Source organism: Paucibacter sp. KBW04, assembly GCF_003852425.1.
GTDB lineage: Bacteria > Pseudomonadota > Gammaproteobacteria > Burkholderiales > Burkholderiaceae_C > Paucibacter_A.
In genome coordinates, this window is the sequence record NZ_QAJN01000008.1 from 274,870 (window position 1) to 291,562 (window position 16,693).

Annotated in this window: 19 protein-coding genes; 7 read left to right on the forward strand and 12 right to left on the reverse strand. The window is 62.4% G+C overall.

The window, feature by feature from the left end; genetic code table 11:
* Window positions 1-69: 69 nt before the first annotated feature.
* The 4 genes from DBR47_RS10935 to DBR47_RS10950 are packed head-to-tail and all read left to right on the forward strand — an operon-like array spanning window position 70 to window position 4,149.
* On the forward strand, window positions 70-1,110 hold the full coding sequence (locus tag DBR47_RS10935) for a porin (RefSeq protein ID WP_124449838.1): 1,041 nt from the start codon (window positions 70-72) through the stop codon (window positions 1,108-1,110).
* Between the two features lie 14 nt (window positions 1,111-1,124).
* Window positions 1,125-2,297 (forward strand): amidohydrolase, encoded by a 1,173-nt coding sequence (locus DBR47_RS10940; RefSeq protein WP_124449840.1) that lies wholly within the window; start codon window positions 1,125-1,127, stop codon window positions 2,295-2,297.
* 12 nt (window positions 2,298-2,309) lie between these two features.
* A complete protein-coding gene (locus tag DBR47_RS10945) occupies window positions 2,310-3,620 on the forward strand; it encodes an MFS transporter (RefSeq protein WP_124449842.1) in 1,311 nt (436 codons plus the stop codon).
* 43 nt (window positions 3,621-3,663) lie between these two features.
* Window positions 3,664-4,149, forward strand: a complete 486-nt coding sequence (locus tag DBR47_RS10950; RefSeq protein ID WP_197046999.1) for a MarR family winged helix-turn-helix transcriptional regulator — start codon at window positions 3,664-3,666, stop codon at window positions 4,147-4,149.
* Here the strand turns inward: DBR47_RS10950 and DBR47_RS10955 are convergent, their stop codons facing one another.
* The 5 genes from DBR47_RS10955 to DBR47_RS10975 all read right to left on the reverse strand — a co-directional run bounded on the left by DBR47_RS10955 (window position 4,150) and on the right by DBR47_RS10975 (window position 8,157).
* The gene (locus DBR47_RS10955) at window positions 4,150-4,836 is read right to left on the reverse strand and encodes a CAAX prenyl protease-related protein (RefSeq protein ID WP_124449846.1); all 687 of its coding nucleotides are present in this window, start codon (window positions 4,834-4,836) and stop codon (window positions 4,150-4,152) included.
* Window positions 4,837-4,908: 72 nt separating this feature from the next.
* Entirely contained in the window at window positions 4,909-5,505 is a 597-nt protein-coding gene (locus DBR47_RS10960; RefSeq protein ID WP_124449848.1) for an NAD(P)H-dependent oxidoreductase, read from the reverse strand.
* An 85-nt stretch (window positions 5,506-5,590) separates the two neighbouring features.
* Window positions 5,591-6,028 (reverse strand): MerR family transcriptional regulator, encoded by a 438-nt coding sequence (locus DBR47_RS10965; RefSeq protein WP_231512250.1) that lies wholly within the window; start codon window positions 6,026-6,028, stop codon window positions 5,591-5,593.
* Window positions 6,029-6,041: 13 nt separating this feature from the next.
* Window positions 6,042-6,899, reverse strand: a complete 858-nt coding sequence (locus DBR47_RS10970; protein ID WP_124449852.1) for a 23S rRNA (adenine(2030)-N(6))-methyltransferase RlmJ — start codon at window positions 6,897-6,899, stop codon at window positions 6,042-6,044.
* Between the two features lie 49 nt (window positions 6,900-6,948).
* A complete protein-coding gene (locus tag DBR47_RS10975; protein WP_197047000.1) occupies window positions 6,949-8,157 on the reverse strand; it encodes a hypothetical protein in 1,209 nt (402 codons plus the stop codon).
* Between the two features lie 119 nt (window positions 8,158-8,276).
* On the opposite strand from DBR47_RS10975, the gene DBR47_RS10980 reads away from it, so the two are divergent.
* The 3 genes from DBR47_RS10980 (at window position 8,277) to DBR47_RS24705 (ending at window position 10,872) form a co-directional block, all read left to right on the forward strand.
* The gene (locus DBR47_RS10980) at window positions 8,277-8,867 is read left to right on the forward strand and encodes an LptA/OstA family protein (RefSeq protein ID WP_197047001.1); all 591 of its coding nucleotides are present in this window, start codon (window positions 8,277-8,279) and stop codon (window positions 8,865-8,867) included.
* A 111-nt stretch (window positions 8,868-8,978) separates the two neighbouring features.
* Complete coding sequence (locus tag DBR47_RS10985) at window positions 8,979-10,055, forward strand: alkene reductase (RefSeq protein ID WP_124449858.1); 1,077 nt, start codon at window positions 8,979-8,981, stop codon at window positions 10,053-10,055.
* Window positions 10,056-10,149: 94 nt separating this feature from the next.
* Entirely contained in the window at window positions 10,150-10,872 is a 723-nt protein-coding gene (locus DBR47_RS24705; protein WP_197047016.1) for a PEP-CTERM sorting domain-containing protein, read from the forward strand.
* Here the strand turns inward: DBR47_RS24705 and DBR47_RS10995 are convergent.
* The 7 genes from DBR47_RS10995 to DBR47_RS11025 form a co-directional block, all read right to left on the reverse strand.
* Window positions 10,862-11,467, reverse strand: a complete 606-nt coding sequence (locus tag DBR47_RS10995) for an MOSC domain-containing protein (RefSeq protein ID WP_370454903.1) — start codon at window positions 11,465-11,467, stop codon at window positions 10,862-10,864. The two genes, DBR47_RS24705 and DBR47_RS10995, sit on opposite strands and share 11 nt — an antisense overlap.
* A 12-nt stretch (window positions 11,468-11,479) precedes the next feature.
* A complete protein-coding gene (locus DBR47_RS11000) occupies window positions 11,480-12,625 on the reverse strand; it encodes an alpha-hydroxy acid oxidase (RefSeq protein ID WP_124449862.1) in 1,146 nt (381 codons plus the stop codon).
* A 12-nt stretch (window positions 12,626-12,637) separates the two neighbouring features.
* Window positions 12,638-14,299 carry an L-lactate permease gene (locus DBR47_RS11005; protein WP_124449864.1) on the reverse strand — a complete coding sequence of 554 codons (1,662 nt, stop codon included), beginning with the start codon at window positions 14,297-14,299 and terminating at the stop codon, window positions 12,638-12,640.
* Window positions 14,300-14,399: 100 nt separating this feature from the next.
* Entirely contained in the window at window positions 14,400-15,353 is a 954-nt protein-coding gene (locus tag DBR47_RS11010; RefSeq protein WP_124449866.1) for a LysR substrate-binding domain-containing protein, read from the reverse strand.
* Between the two features lie 171 nt (window positions 15,354-15,524).
* Window positions 15,525-15,731, reverse strand: coding sequence for a hypothetical protein (locus DBR47_RS11015; RefSeq protein WP_124449868.1), 207 nt, complete (start codon window positions 15,729-15,731; stop codon window positions 15,525-15,527).
* Between the two features lie 229 nt (window positions 15,732-15,960).
* A complete protein-coding gene (locus tag DBR47_RS11020; protein ID WP_124449870.1) occupies window positions 15,961-16,215 on the reverse strand; it encodes a helix-hairpin-helix domain-containing protein in 255 nt (84 codons plus the stop codon).
* Window positions 16,216-16,247: 32 nt separating this feature from the next.
* A complete protein-coding gene (locus tag DBR47_RS11025; RefSeq protein ID WP_124449871.1) occupies window positions 16,248-16,589 on the reverse strand; it encodes a hypothetical protein in 342 nt (113 codons plus the stop codon).
* Between the last annotated feature and the right edge of the window lie 104 nt (window positions 16,590-16,693).

Below are 16,693 nucleotides of genomic sequence, written 5' to 3' on the forward strand. Positions count from 1 at the left end.
CGGTCCCCTTTTGTTCAAGGAATTCGATCTGTGAAATCTATAGCTTCGTCACTCCTGATAGTGACAGCCATGAGTAGCCCCGCCTTTGCCGGCAGCCAGGTTCAGGTCTACGGCCTGCTCGATGTGGGCGTCAGCCGGCTCAGCAATATGGGCGGCCAGGCCATTTGGTTGGTGGACACCGGCGTGCAGCAGGCCAACCGCCTGGGATTCCGTAGCGAAGAAGATTTGGGCGGCGGCCAGCGCGCCCTGTTTGTGCTGGAAAGCGGGTTTGCCCTGGATACCGGCATGCTGGGGCAGGGGGGGTTGATCTTTGGCCGCCAGGCCTGGCTGGGTTTGCAGTCGTCCTATGGCGTGATCAGCCTGGGGCGGCAATATGACTTCATGGTCGAAGAATTGGCCAATGCTGCGACGGCCGCCAATATCGGCGGCCTGTATGCCTGGCATTTGGGCGATGTGGATCGCATCGCTGGAGAGCGTTTGAACAACGCCCTCAAATACCAATTCAAGAGCTCGGGCGGTTTCAATATCGGCGTTCTTTACTCCCTGGGCGAGGTGGCGGGTGCCAGCCAAGCCAAGAGCGGCTGGAGTGCCGGCCTGGGGTATAGCGGCGATGGTTTCAGCCTGGGCCTGGCCTATACCCAGGCACGCGACACCAGTTTCCTGCCCTTTAATTTCATGGGGCTGAGCCAGTTTGGCGGGCAGAGCACGCCCAGCGGCACGGCCATCGCTCTCGATAAAACCAGCAATCTCGGCCTGGCGGCGACTTATCGCCTGGGGGCTTTCAATCTGCGCTCGGTCTTGACCTGGACACGGTTTGAGACCGCCAACGAGAAACTGGATTTAAAAATCTACGAAGCCGGGCTGGACTATTGGCTGGGCCCGAATCTGCTGGCTGGCTTTGGCTATGCCTATTCCCAGATGGCCGCCAATCATTGGCACCAATTCAATATGGGGCTGGACTACAACCTGTCCAAACGCAGCGATGTCTATATGACTTATGGCCGGATTGATGCGGCGGGTGGCAATGTGTTTGGTGCCTTGCCTGCGCAAATTCCATCCAGTACTGCGCAGCAAGCGGCCCTGCGCGTGGGTTTACGAACAAAATTTTGAACGAGCCATTCACCATGACCCTATTTTCTCAATTAGGCAATGGCTTGGCGGCCCTGCGCGCCCTGCGCCAGGATATCCATGCCCATCCCGAGGCCGCTTTTCGGGAAACTCGCACCGCCCGTGTGGTAGCCCTGCGTTTGCGGGCGGCAGGGATTGAAACTCATGAAGCTGTGGGCGGCACCGGCGTGGTCGGAGTTCTGCGCGGTGATTTGCCGGATACCGGCCAAAGCATCGCACTGCGGGCCGATATGGACGCTTTACGCATGGACGAGGCCACCGGCCTGCCCTATGCCTCCTGCCAGGCGGGGGTATTTCATGGCTGTGGCCATGATGGCCATACCACCATGCTGATCGGTGCGGCCGAGTATCTGGCGGTGCATAGAAATTTCGCCGGCACGGTGGTGTTTGTGTTTCAACCGGCGGAAGAAAGTATTGCCGGTGCGGCCGCCATGCTGGCCGACGGCTTGCTGAAGCGCTTTCCCTTCAGCGAAATTTATGCCCTGCATAACGCGCCCCATTTGCCCCTGGGGCAAATTGCGCTGAAACCTGGGGTGATGCTGGCCGCGGGTGATTCCTTTGAAATCAGGGTCAAGGGTAAGGGCGGCCACGGCGCCAGACCGCAGGAAACGATTGATCCCATTGTTTGCCTGGCGCAGTTGCTGGTGGCGGCCCAAAGCATTGTCAGCCGCAATATCGACCCCATGGATGTGGCGGTCCTGAGTTTCGGCAAGATCGCCGCCGGGGAGGCTGGCAACGTCATCCCGGCTTCGGCCTATGCCGCGGGCACCCTGCGATCTTACAAAGAGAGTACGCGCCAACTTCTCAAAAAACGCTTGCAGGATCTGTGCACCGGCATGGCGCTGGCCAGCCATAGCCAGATCGAGCTGGACTTCCCCATCGGCTGCCCGGCCACCGTCAACCACCCCGAGCAAACCGCCGTGGCGCTGGCCGTGGCGCATGAATTGCTGGGCGCGGAAAAGGTCAGCAGCGACTTCCCAGCCATTATGGCTGGGGAGGATTTCGCGGTGTTTCTGCAGCAAATACCGGGTTGTTATTTATTCCTGGGCCAGGGCGGCGTGGAATGCCACAACCCCGGCTATGACTTCAATGACGATATTTTGCCAATTGGCATCGCATTCTTTGTCCGTCTGGTCGAGCGCCGTTTGTCGGCGGCGGCGCAGCAATAAAAGGTGAACAGCATGAGTGAAATCAAATTGGGCGGCCAAGATATGAAGAGGTCGCCTTTCTACAATATTTTGATGGCCTCGGTGGGCAATGCCCTGGAGTGGTATGACTTCATCATCTACGGCTTTTTGTCGGTGGTGATTGCGCGAGTGTTTTTCCCAACCGGCAATGAGTTAACCTCGCTATTGCTGGCGCTGGCGAGTTTTGGCGTGCCATTTTTGGTGCGACCGTTTGGTGCATTTTTTATCGGCCGCTATGCCGACAAGCATGGCCGTAAACCGGCGCTGACGCTGACCGTGGGTTTGATGTTGCTGGGTACTTTGATCATTGCCTTAACGCCGTCATTTGAAAGTATTGGCGTGATGGCGCCTGTTTTGGTGGTGTCTGCCCGTTTGCTGCAGGGCTTTTCGGCCGGCGGTGAATTTGGCAGCGCCACCACTTTTCTGGCCGAGCAAAACCCCGCGCGCCGCGGGTTTTATGGCAGCTGGCAGTTTGCCAGCCAGGGTTTGGCCTCGATGTTTGCCGCCGGTGTGGCCTGGGCTATTTTCAGCCGCTATACCCCGGCCGAGGTGGATGCCTGGGCCTGGCGCCTGCCTTTTGTGTTTGGTCTGCTGATTGGCCCGGTGGGTTTGCTGATGCGCCGCTCCATGCTGGAAACCACCGAGTTTCAGGCCGAGCAGAAAAAGGCCGCGCGTGAGAAGCCCGCGCCGGTGCAAGGCCGCCAGATGCTGCGCAATGTCTTGCTGTGCATGGGTTTGATTGCAGGGGGCACGGTCAGCTCCTATGTGCTGATTCTGTATTTGCCCACCTTTGCCATCAAGCAATTGGGTTTGCCGCAAACCAGTGCTTTTTTGTCGGCCATGCTGACGGGCTTGATTTCCCTGCTGGTGACGCCGCTGATGGGGGAATTGTCCGACCGGATTGGCCGTATCCGCATGATGCAGATCAGCCTGATTTTGGTGGCCGGCGCCATCATTCCCTTGTTCCTGCTGCTGCTGGAACATAAGGATTTGCAGAGTTTGCTGTTCTTCCAGGGTTTGATGGCCTTGCTGCTGAGTTTGTATAACGGCCCGCTGGCGGCGGTACTGGCCGAGTTATTCCCGGTGCGGGAGCGCAGCCTTGGGATTTCGCTGGGTTACAACCTGTCGGTGACCTTGTTTGGCGGTTTCGCCCCCATGGTTTTGACGGCGTTGATATCCGCCACCGGCTCCAAGGCGGCGCCCAGTATTTACGCCTTGTTTGCCATCGCTATTTCTTTTGTGGCCTTGGCCGTGGTGGCCAAAACCGAGCTGCCGCGCGCCGCGAGCCAGAGGGCTGCCGTGTAGACTGCCAGCCTCTCTTTGACTCATGTAGGTTGCGATGGCGCGGATGAAAAAGAAGGAAGTCGACTTTCTGCAGCAGATGCTGGGTCAGATGGACAGCCCCTTCTATCTGTCCTACCGCTTCATCGCGCTGAGCGAGTTGGTCACCCGCGAGAACGACGCCCTCTACAAGAATGAGGTGGGCCTGGGGATCAAGGAGTTGCGGGTGCTGCGCCTGGTGCATCTGAACCCCGGCCAGCCGGTGTTCATGATCGGGCGCTGGTCGTTTGCCGAGAAGGCCATGACCTCCAAGCTGGTGGGCAAGCTTTGCGAGCTGGGCCTGCTGGAGCGCCGCATCGACGGCAAAGACGCCCGCTCCCTGCTGCTTTACGTCACGCCCGCCGGGGCGGAGAAGGTCAAGGCCGCCGACGCGGCCGCCCACCGCCTGTTTGCGCAACATTTCCCCTCCATGTCGCCCGAGCGTGCGGCGCAGCTGATGGGGACGCTGGACGAGTTGATTCTGGAGTTTGTGTCCTCGGCCACCCAGGCCTGATCACCAGAACTGCCACTGCCCGGTTATCACCACCCAGATGCCCAGCACGCCATTGGTGACGGCGTGGGCAATCACGGCGGTCCAGAGCTTGCCGGTGCGCATATACAGCCAGGCATAGGCCAGACCGGCGACGATGGCGGCTAGCCACAAGGTGTGGGCCAGCATGAAGACGAAGGTGGAGAGCACGATGGCCTTCAGGCCCACGGCGCGCGGGTCCACCGTCTGGAACTGCGGCGAGGCGATCCAGCGCATCAGGAATGAGCGCCAGAACAACTCCTCCATCACCGGCACGATCAGGGCCGCGCCGACCCAGCGCAGGGCGATCAGGGGCCAGATCTTCTGGCCTTGCAAATCAAGCGGTAGAAAGCTGGCCGTGGGCTCGCCGATCTGCATCCAGGCCGCGTCCAGATGAATCCACAGGCCGAACACGGCCAGACCCACGGCCACGCTCAACAGCGCTTCGCGAGCGCTGGGCAGGTTTTGCCGCGCCAGCTCGCCGTACTCGCGCCAGTACCAGGCCAGCATTCCGCCCACGACGAAGACGCTGAGGCCGTAGACCCAGCGCGGGTCCAGGCTCTCGCTCACCGGCAGGGCGCCTCGCAGGCCCAGCAAAAGCATGAAAACTGCAAAAGGCAGGCAGCGGGCGAGGGCGGCGGAGCTCAGTCCAAAAGTGGGGGCGTTCGACATGGCGGTGGTGTGCGCGAGGGGGCGATCCAGATGAGGTTGGCAGCGTACCGCGAAATCCCCCCAAACCCGGCCTCAGGCGCCCCTGAGTCCGAGGGCTTGCGCTTGCGCCAACCAGTGCTCGCGCCGGGCGGCGCTGCTCTTGAGCACCGGGGCAAATTCGCTGATGCGCACCGGCGCGATGCCGCAGAACTCCAGTACCGCGGTCTTCATCATGCGGTGCGCCGGCGCGCCTTGCAGCCAGCGGAAGTACCAGGCCGGCGTGTCCATGCAGACCAGCAGGCGGGCGCTGCGCCCCTTGAGCAAACGATCGGGCAAGACCTGACCCTTGGCATAGCGAAAGGCAAAGCCCGGCAGCAGCAAGCGGTCCAGCAGGCCTTTGAGCAGGGCCGGCATCGAGCCCCACCACACGGGGTAGACCCAGACCAGATGCTGGGCCTGCAGAATCTGCGCCTGCAATGCTTGTAGATCTGGCTCCAAGTCTTGGGCGCCGACATAGCCCTGGCTGAGATTGAGGGCGAAGTTCAGCTCGCGCAAGTCGACCTGCTCGACCCGGTGGCCGGCCTGCTCGGCCCCTTGGGCATAGCGATCGGCCAGAGCCCGGCACAGGCTGTAGGGCTTGGGGTTGGCATTGATGATGAGGATGTTTTTGGGCGTGGCTTGCGTGCTCATGAGGCGTTCTGGCTGCGGCTTTTGGGGCCGCCAAAGCGGAAGAGAACGCCAGCATGGGGTCTGCCCCATGGGGCAGAGTCAAGCACTACTTTTTCTTGCGGGGAGTCTTGAGGGCCTTGTAGGCCTGCAACTGGGGGCAGGCACAGGCCAGCTCATGGGCTTGGGCGAGCAGGCCATCGAAGTCCTGCAAGCGGCTTTGCAAGGCCTGCAGTTGCTGAATTTGTGCGGCCAGTGCCGCCTGCTTCTTGGCCAGGCCCTCGCGGGCCAGGCCCAGACTCACAGCTTCCAGCAAGGGCGCTTGCTGGGCCAAGGCCTGCAACTCGGCCAGGCGGAAGCCCAGCGCTTGGGCCTGCCGGATCAGGCTCACGGCGTCCAGCTGTTCCTGCCGATAGAGGCGGTAGCCGGCCTCGTCCCTCGCGGGGCTGGGGATCAGCCCAAGCGCTTCGTACAGGCGCACCGCCTTGGGCGTGGCGCCGGTGAGCCGGCAGAGCGCGCCTATGCGTATCGGGTCGGGCAGGCTCAAGCTTGCAATGGGCTCAGTTCGAGCGTTGCTCTAACAAGAAGTTAGCGCCGTCGTACTGGCCCAGCTTCTCGACCAGATAGGGCAGGCATTCCTGCAGCTGGTCGTGCAGGGTGAAGGGCGGGTTGATGACGAACATGCCGCTGCCCAGCATGCCCACGCCACGGGCGTTCTCCTGCTGTGCCACGGTCAGGCGCACATGCAGCCAGCCCTTTTTGGCGCCTGCATCGGCCGCGGCCTTGAGGCGCTGGGGCAGTTGGGCGGACTCCAGCAGCTGCAGCTGCGGGTACCAGACCAGGAACACACCATCGGCAAAGCGCTCCAGGCCCTCGCGCACGGCGGTCACGACCTTGCCGTAGTCGCTCTTGAGCTCGTAGGACGGGTCCATCAGCACCACGCCACGGCGCGAGGGCGGTGGCAGCTCGGCGCGCAGGGCGGAGAAGCCGTCCTTGTCGCTGACCTGGGTGTTGGGGCGGGTGGAGAGGTAGGTGTCGAGGATGCGGTAGTCGGTGGGGTGCAGCTCGTGCACGCGCAGGCGGTCATCGGCGCGCATCAGCAGATTGGCGATGGCGGGCGAGCCGGGGTATTGGCGCAGCTGGCCGTCGCTATTGAAGGCGCGCACGGGCTCCAGGTATTGCTGCAGAGGCTCGGGCAGGTCTTTGGCGTCCCAGAGGCGGGAAACGCCGTGCACATACTCGCCCTTTTTCTGGGCGTACTGGCCTTCGATGGAGTAGCCGCCGGCACCCGCGTGGGTGTCGACCAAGGTGTAGGGTTTGTCTTTTTCCGCCATATAGCGGAGCACCTGGGTCAGAACCAGGTGTTTGAGAACATCGGCGTGATTGCCGGCGTGGAAGGCGTGACGATAGGCGAGCATAGGGCTGGACTTTACCTTCCCAGCCTTGCAAGCGGTGTTTCCGCTAGGTTTACGGGAACTGGAAAGCGCCCGGATTCATCGCCACGGCCTTCAATTTGAGCGTGCCGCGTGGGTGCAGGAACTGTTCGGTCGGCCGCAGCTTGAGGCCGTCCACCTCGCCGGGGTCCACCGCCTTGCCGCGTATCTTGGCGCCGGGCTTGAGCAGATAGTTGTCTCGCATGGGCAGCACAAAAGTGTCCAGATCGACCAGGAAGTTGCCCGCCTGCTCCCATTCCGGGTTGGCCGGAATCTGCGGGTTGCCCACCCAGAGGTTGTTGATCAGCCGCACCTTGACCGCCCCCGGATTGACCCGCAGATAGACGCCGCCGCTGGGGCGTTGGTCCACCACCGTGTTGTTGATCAGATGCAGCTCATGGCGGCCAGGGCCATAGCCTTCGGAGCCGAAGGCGATGATGTGGGGGTTCTCGGTGCCGGCGCTTTGCTGGATCACATTGCCCACCACCAGGGCCAGGCCGCCGTTGGGGAACTCCAGCTCATAGCTGGCGCGGCCACCTAACTCGTCCGTCAGACGGTTGTAGAAGATGTGGTTGACGGCCGCCCGGCTTTTCAGCAAATGCCCGGACTGGCCGTGGTGGAAGTAGCTGCCCACCACACGCAGGTAAGCAATGGCGCCGACGTAAAGGTTGTGGTTCTTGCCATTGCGCCGAACGATGGTGCCGAACTCGCAGTCCTCGATTTCCAGCCGTACCTTCTCGTCATTGCTGGTCAGCACGCCGTTTTCGTTGTCCTTGAATGTGCAGTCACGCAGGCTGAGCGAGCCGGCCTCCAGCCGTATGCCGGCGCCGTTCTGGTCCGGCACCTGGGCGCCGATGAAGTCAAAGCCCTCGATGCTGATGCCCCGCCCGGTGGTGACAAAAATGCCCTTGCCCTGCGAGGCCGCGCCCTGGGCCAGCATGCGCACCCGGCCACCCACGGCCTTGAGGCGCAGATTGTTTTGCGGCCAGGCCGCCACATCGCCGAGGTAGTCGCCCGCATCCACTTCCAGCATATCGCCGTCCTTGGCCGCCTTGGAGGCAGCCGCCAAGCTGCGCAGCTCGCGCAGTGGGCCGACCTTCAAGACCTGGCCTTTGGGTGGCGCTGCAGGCGACTCCTGCGCCAACAGGTGGCGGGGCAGCAGCAGGGCTGAGGCGGAGGCCAAGGCCATCTGCAGGCTGCGCCGTTTGTGAAGCAATGTCGCGTTCGCCGTTTTGTCCTTCATGTGGGGCCCTGGTTGCTGCACCTGATGTGCGGGCTCAGTCTATCGGGCTTGCGTGTCCCCATAAAAAGTCCCTGCGTTTTGGCGGCCTGCACTTGTTCCCAAAGGGGATGGCTGGGACGATGACGAGCAAGCTTCTGCAGACGCTTGGTGTCTTGGCAACTGAACGAGGCAAGTCCCTGATGAACAGAATCCTGACCCTTATCCTGGCGCTGAATTGCGCTTCCCAAGTGGCGGCGCAAGAGGGGGGTGTGCGCGAACTTTCTATTGAATCGCAAGGAGGCACTGCAAATCTTCATCAGAAGAGTGGCGTGCTAACTGGGCATGTTGTGGTTCGGCTGAAGGACGCGATGTATACGGCCGATACCGCCGTGGTCTCAACTGACAAAGATGATTACGCCACCATCCAGCTGCAGTCGTCCTCGCCCGAGCGGCGTGTCAAAGCTCAGTGGACGGCCAAGGACGGGTCCAACTACGCAAGCGAAAGCCGAATGGCGATCTACGACGAATCGACAGGCATCTTGAGGATGCAAGGCGAATGCTTGGTGACGGTGCAGTCCAAGCGTCGGCGCAGCGAGATACGCGGGGAATCGATCGTCTACGACAGAAGGACGGAAGAGGTGGAGATCAACACGAACCCGGGTGGCGAGCCGCGCGGCCGGGCAAGGATTGTGGTGTTCGACAAAGGTGGCAAGCAGGGCAAGGACGAGTGATTGGCCGGGAGCTGGTTTGCTAACAGGGTTTGAGCTTCCCTGGGTCAAACAGGCCATGGTTTTCCCGCTACCCTTGCGGCATTCCAGCTTTTGCCCACCCGCTCTTCAGCCATGCCCAATCTTTTTGATCCCCTTCAGCTCGGCGAGCTCGCCCTGGCCAACCGCATCGTGATGGCGCCGCTGACGCGCAGCCGCTCCAAGGGCTTGGTTCCCGGCGAGATGGCGGTGGACTATTACCGCCAGCGCGCCACGGCCGGCCTGATCATCAGCGAGGGCGCGCAGGTTTGCGCCGAGGGCCAGGGTTATCTGGACACCCCGGGCATTCACACACCCGAGCAGATCAAGGCCTGGCGCCGCGTCACCGACGCCGTCCATGCCGAGGGCGGCAAGATCGCGGTGCAGCTCTGGCATGTGGGCCGCATCTCGCACACCAGCTTCCAGCCCGGCGGCGCGGCGCCGGTCTCCTCCACCGCCATATCGGCCGGGGGCAAGACTTACACGGCCGAGGGCTTTGTGCCCGTCTCCGCGCCACGCGCCCTGAGCCTGGCCGAGATCCCCGGTGTCATCCGTGCCTTCGTCCGCGCCGCCGAATGCGCGATGGAGGCGGGCTTTGACGCCGTCGAGGTGCACGGCGCCAACGGCTATCTGCTGGACCAGTTCATGCGCGACAGCATCAACGACCGCAGCGACGACTACGGCGGTTCCATCGCCCACCGTGCCCGCCTGACGCTGGAGGTGATGAGCGGCATCGCCACGGCGATTGGCAGCGGCCGCACAGGCCTGCGCCTGAGCCCGGTGACGCCGGTGAATGGCGCGGGCCAAGACAGCGACCCGCAAGCCCTGTTCAATCACATCGCCCAGCAGCTGGCGCCGCTGAAGCTGGCTTTTGTGCATGTGATCGAGGGCCAGACCGGCGGCGCCCGTGATATCGCACCCTTTGACTACGCCGCGATGCGACAGCACCTGGGCGGCGCCAGCGCCTGGATGGTTAACAACGGCTACACCCGAGAGATGGCGCTGAAGGCCGTGGCCGAGGGGCGGGCCGATCTGGTCGCCTTTGGCCGCGACTTCATCGCCAACCCCGACCTGGTGCGCCGTCTGCGCCTCAATGCCCAGCTCAACCCCCTGGACCGCGCCACGCTTTACGGCGGCGATGCCAAGGGCTATATCGACTACCCGACGCTCTGAAATCCGCCCTACCTCGGTAGGGTTGTGAGCCCCCGTCCCTCTGCCCAGAATCAAGCGCAAGGCAATCGATTCTGAACAGTGATTGGAGGACGCGATGAGGATGAAACGGAAGCTGGGCCTGTGGGCTGCCAGTGCGATGCTGGTCTTGGCCAGCGGCGGTGCGCAGGCGGAGCTGTTTGACCGCGGCGGCGGCATGATTTACGACAGCACGCTCAATCTCACCTGGCTGGCCGACGTCAATTACGCCAAGACCTCGGGCTATGCGGCGGCCCACGCGGGCGGCTCCACCAGCAACGGCACTTACATCGAGCCCGGCGGGCAAATGGGCTGGCATGCGGCCCAGACCTGGGCAGACGGCTTGGTCTACGGGGGCTTTGATGACTGGCGCTTGCCCACCATCAATCCCACCGACAGCAGCTGCGCGGCCCTGGGCGCCTACGGCTGCAGCGGCGGCGAGATCAGCCATCTCTTTGTGGTCGATCTGGGCGAGAAGGCTTTCGAGCCCGTCTATCAGCAGACCGGCGACACGCCCCAGCAAATCGCCAACCAGGCCTTGTTTCTCAATCTGGGCAAGGATGGCAACGGGGTGTTGACCTTTTGGACCGGCAACAACTACAACGGCAACCCCAATCTTGCCTACTACTTCAGTGCCTACCAAGCAGGGCAGAACTTTCAGTCCGCCAATTTCGGCGGGGCCTATGCGATGGCTGTGCGCGTGGGTGATGTGGCGGCGGTTCCCGAGCCCAGCGCGTTGGCTTTGATGCTGGCGGGGCTGGGTCTGCTGGGCTTGCTCAGCCGGCGCCGACTCAAGCCCTGAACTTGACGCGGAACAGCTCCGGGATGCTCATCTCACGTGGGCCGGGGATCAGCTCAAAGGCTTCACCGGCCTGCAGCGTGCCCGGCGTCTTCACGCTCAGGTAAAAGCCGCACCAGCCGCTTTGGCCCATCATCTTGACGGCCTGCTTGAAGCCCATCACCGCGTTGAACTTGAAGCAGGGAAAGCGCGGTTCGCTGACTGTTAACTCGCAGTCGGGGAACTTGAGCACATCGCCGATCCAGACCTGGTTTTCCAGCAGGCCGCTGAGCGTCAGGTTTTCTCCCATCGCACCATGTGGCAAGGCCTCGCTCCAGCCAGCGGCCTTGGCCTGAGCACGCACCGTCTGCCAAAAAGCGTAGTGCTCCAGCGGGTAGGCGTAGACGGCTTTGGCCGTGCCGCCATGCACGCTCAGATCGGCCTGCTCATCACCCGCGACGCCTAGGGCTTGCACGGCCAAACGTTCGGTTTGGCTCTGCTTGCGTATGCCGCTGAGCACGGTCTTGCCGCCCGGCACCTCAAGCGGCTGAGCGGTGGCGGTGTTGAGGCTGATCAGCTGCATGGGGTGGGACTCGCGCAAAAAGTGAATTGCGCGCAAGTCTAAAGCGCTTCAGAAGGTGCCTGGCAGCAAGATGCTCTTGTCCACATTGCGGATCTGGGTGTGGCCGCAAAAAGCCATGGTCAGGTCCAGCTCCTTGTGGATGATTTGCAGCACCTTGTCCACTCCGGCCTCGCCCATGGCGCCCAGGCCGTAGAGGAAAGCGCGGCCGATGTAAGTGCCCTTGGCGCCCAGGGCCACGGCCTTGAGCACGTCCTGGCCGCTGCGTATGCCGCCGTCCATATGCACCTCGATCTGCGAACCCACCGCGTCCACTATTGGACCTAGGGCCTGGATGCTGCTCTGCGCCCCGTCCAGCTGGCGGCCGCCGTGGTTGCTGACGATCAGCGCGTCCGCGCCCGAGTCCACCGCCAGCCGCGCATCCACCACCTCCTGAATGCCTTTGACGATGATCTTGCCGCCCCAGCGCTTTTTGATCCACTCCACATCGCCCCAGTTCAGCGCCGGGTCGAACTGCTTGGCCGTCCATTCGCTGAGGCTGCCCATATTGTCGACACCCTGCACATGGCCCACGATATTGCCGAAGCCGTGCCGCTTGGTGCCCAACATTCCTAGACCCCAACGCGGCTTGCTCATCATGTTGACGATGTTCGGCAGCGTTAGCTTAGGCGGCGCGGAAAGCCCGTTCTTTAAGTCCTTGTGGCGCTGGCCCAGGATCTGCAAGTCCAGGGTGATGACCAGGGCCGAGCAGCGCGCGGCGCGGGCGCGTTCGATCAGGCGCTCGATATAGGCGCGGTCCTTCATCATGTAGAGCTGGAACCAAAACGGCTTTGTGGTCGCCGCCGCCACATCCTCGATGGAGCAGATGCTCATGGTCGAGAGCGTGAAGGGCACGCCAAAGCGCTCGGCCGCGCGCGCCGCCTTGATCTCGCCGTCGGCGCTTTGCATGCCGCAAAAGCCGGTGGGCGCCATGGCCACGGGCATGGCCACGTCCTGGCCGATCATCTGGGTGGCGGTGCTGCGGTTTTCCATATTCACCGCCACGCGCTGGCGCAGCTTGATGCTTTGGAAATCCGCCTCATTGGCGCGGTAGGTGGACTCCGTCCAGGAGCCCGAGTCCACATAGTCATAGAACATGCGCGGCACGCGCTTCTGGGCCAGGCGGCGCAGGTCTTCGATGTTGGTGATGACTGTCATGATCGTGGCTCCTTAGTGGATGACCATCAAGGTAAAGGGCCAGACATAGGCCTGCATGGTCACGTACAAGCCCACCAGGCAAGCCAGGGCCACCGAGTGGAAGAAGACATAGCGCAGGATGTCGCCCTCGTGGTTGAACCAGCGGGTGGCGGTGGAGGCCACGACGATGGACTGCGCGTCGATCATCTTGCCCATCACCCCGCCCGAGCTATTGGCCGCACCCATCAGATTGGGGCTCAGGCCCAGCTGCTCGGCCGCCACGCGTTGCATGCCGCCGAACAAGACGTTAGACGCCGTGTCCGAACCCGTCATCGCCACGCCCACCCAGCCCATCAAGGTGCCGAAGAAGGGGTAGAGAGGGCCGGTGTTGGCGAATGCCAGGCCCAGCGTCGTGTCGGTGCCGGAGTAACGCGTCAGCGTGCCCAGGCCCAGCATCAGCACAATGGTCAGCAGGGAGTAACGCACCATCCACAAGGTCTCGCCAAAGGTCTTGAGGATCTGCAGCGGCCGGTACTTCATCACCAGGGCGCTGATCACCGAGGCCAGCAAGATGCCGGTGCCGGTGGCCGAGAGCAAGTTGAGTGTGTAGACCGCGCTCTCCTTGGTGGGGTGGCTGACCACGGGGGCCATCTTTTCCACCATATTGTGCAGACCAGCCATGGGGAAGGCAGGCGCGAACAAGCTGTTCAGATAGGCCTTCACCGGCGGCAGGCCCCAGACGAAGACGAACACGGTCAAGATGGCCCAGGGTGTCCAGGCGCGGATCAAGGCGCTGGCGGAATGCTGGGGCCGCAGCACTTCCGCGCGGGCTTCGCCGCCATCGGTTTCATGGCCTTTCAGCGAGGTGGAGCGCCACACCTTTTTGGGCTGCCAGACGCGCAGGAAAGCGATCAGGCAGATCATGGAGACGATGGCCGCGATGATGTCCACCAGCTCCGGGCCGATGAAGTTGGACACCAGGAACTGCGGGATCGCGAAGCCCAGGCCCGTCACCAGAATTGCCGGCCAGATTTCCATCATGGCCTTGCGCCCCGCAAAGGCCCAGATCAGCCAGAAGGGCACCAGCAGCGAGAAGAAGGGCAGCTGGCGGCCGATCATGGCCGTCACCTCCATCAAGTCGTAGCCATGCACCTTGGCCAGGGTGATCACCGGCGTGCCCAGGGCGCCAAAAGCCACCGGCGCGGTGTTGGCGATCAAGCTCAGGCCCGAGGCCGCAAGGGGTGAGAAACCCAGGCCGATCAAGATGCCCGCCGTCACCGCCACCGGTGTGCCAAAGCCCGCCGCACCCTCGAAGAAAGCACCGAAGCAAAACGCGATCAGCAGCAGCTGCAAGCGCCTGTCATCGGTGATGCCCGAGAGCGAATCCTGCAAGACCTTGAAGCTGCCGTTCTTCTCCGCCAGCTGTTGCAAGAAGATGATGTTGAGCACGATCCAGCCAATCGGCAGCAAGCCGGTGAAGCCGCCCAGCAGCGCCGCCTTGCCCGCCATCTCCGCCGGCATGCCATAGGCCAGGACGGCAATCGCTAGTGCACTCAGCAAGCCAAGGCCTGCCGCGATATGCGCTTTGATGTGAAGAAAGCCCAGGCAAACCAACATCACCGCCACCGGCACAGCGGCCAAGGCGGTGGAGATCACCATATTCCCGAACGGGTCGTAAATTTGCTGCCAGACCATGTTTTGTCTCCTCAGGTGAAGCGGATGTCACTGAGGAGCGAATGTGTCAGTCTGGCGATTTGGCGGCGTGAAAGCTCTTAGCCCGCCGTTTGAAAAAAATTCAAAATCCGGGTTTGCCCTTGGCTGGGTGAACACCCGAAGGCAGCGCCTCCCGCAGCCAATCCACAAATGCCGCGCATTCCCAGCGCTGCAAGGTGCCGGGCTTCCAGCACAAGAAGTAATGGTGAGGCGAGGGCGCGTTCTTGGGGCTTAGGCGCAAGAGCTGCCCGCTGTCCAGCCAGCTGGCGCCCAGCTGCAGCCGCATCAAGGCCACGCCAAAGCCGGCCACCGCGGCGTCCAGCACCAGGCCAATGTCGTTGAACTGCGAGCCTCCCGCTGCATTGCCGCCAAGGCTGTCATTGGGCTCGGCCAGCGCGATATTGCAGGCGCTGAACCAGCTGCGCCAGGGCTCCAGCGGGCAGCGGATCAGGCGGGCGCGCGAGATGGTCTCAATCGTGTCAAAGCCATCAAACGGCCCCATCTCCTGCAGATAGGAGGGGCTGCAGACGGGCGTCACCTCGTCCGACTGCAGATGCAGGGACTCGCGGTCAGGGAAAGGCCCGGTGCCAAAGCGCAACTCAATGTCCGCGTCCTCCGCCGTCACGTTCAAAAACGGGATGGTCACCTGCAAGACCAGATCAATCTCCGGGTAAGCCGCCCGAAAAGCCGCCAGCCTTGGCAGCAGCAACTGGCGCGAAAAGGTCGGCGTGACGGCCACCCGCAAGCGGCTGCGCCGCCCCTCGGGTACACCGGCTGGCACCTGCTGCAGGGCCGCAATCGCCTCCCGGACCCGGGCCAGATAAGAGGCGCCCTCGGTCGTCAGGCTGAAGTCCAAATTGCCACTGCTGCGCGCAAACAGCTTCACCCCCAAACGCGCCTCCAACTGCCGGATGCGATGGCTCACCGCACTCGGCGTCACGCTCAACTCCTCACTCGCCAAGGTCACGCTGCGCAAACGCGCCAAGGCCTCAAAGGCCAACAAACCTTGGATGGGCGGGATGTGATGGGCGGCGATGGTGGGCTCCGAGGTGTGGCGGGGGTCGGAGCGAGTTTAGGGCGAGCGCGCCGCTTGGCCACAGGGGTAAAACGCGAGCATCGAGCGAGGGCTGCACTTGTTTGCGTTGCCGCCTGACGGTGTCAAAAGCAGGGGCTAGATCTAACCCCTGCTGTGAGCCAGAGCGGTCAATCAATGCTGGGCTTGCTCCGGCGCCAAGCGGCTAGACCACAAGGGCTGTTGTGCCAGTTCCTTGGCGGTGGCTTCGTCGGTGGTCACCGCATATTCGTTACCGCTGCGCTCAACGAAGTAGGCCGAGCGAAAGCGCTGCAGCAGCCCCCCGAGTGCTTGGCGAGCTTGGGTTTCGGGGCCGTTGAAGGTGAGTGTCAGCGTGGTCATGGTCGAGGTTCCGTCAAGAAAAAGGCCGATAACTTCTTGCTACCGGCCTTGTTTGAACGCCAGGGCGCTGGCGCGGTTGACGGGGGAGGTGTTTCAGCTTGTGTCCGTCAAGGCTAGGGCTTTGATGCACTTGAACCTGCCCCAGCCGCAAGTGGTGAGGACGTAGGCACGCAGCTTGCACCCTCTCGAGTCGCGACCGGTGAGTTTTCGAAGCCTTACCTTAGGAGGCCTAGCTTGCGCGGTAGTCATCGACATGTTCAAGCGCCATATGAATTGCCGCTTGAACTGCCGCCCTTGCCTGTGGGCTGTTTTTCCAGCATGACGATCCCGAGAGCAAAGCGCCTTGAGTGAGGATGTCATCCGCATCTGCGTCCGCCAACTGCGCCAGCGACGAGAACCCCATCTGCTCCAGGCGGGCGATCACCGTGGGCCCGACACCTTTGACCGCCAAAAGGCTTTGTCTTTCTTCGGTTGAGAAGCGCATTGTGCCGATCCTGTTTCACTGTCTGGGCGTGTTCATGCCTTCTTACCCGAGGCCAAGAAGGCAACGCTGACCTCCCCACACTCAAAATCTTCATCTTCAAAAATCACCAGATACCAAAACGACTGATCCACTGCACCGAGTTCGGGCTTGAGTTCAGCCACTGGCTTGGCGAGCTTGAGGCGCAGATCGAGTGGCAATTCATCGGCATCGGCCAAGCGCTGGCGGGGCAGGGCTTCCAGCCCGGGGACTTCTTCTCTGAAGTCCAGCAGCACGACCAGATCATTCGTACCGAAATGGCGCTGCGCGCCCTGGGCGAAGTTGAACACCCGTTCGTCAACAAACTCCAGCAGGCGAGGGGGGATGGGCGTGCTCATGAGAATCCTTGGCTGCGGCCCTGAGTTGGCAGATCAGGCCGTTTGATTGAGTGATTGATGTTTTGAAATTGGCGCCAATCGTAGACGAGGCATGCCTGCCACCA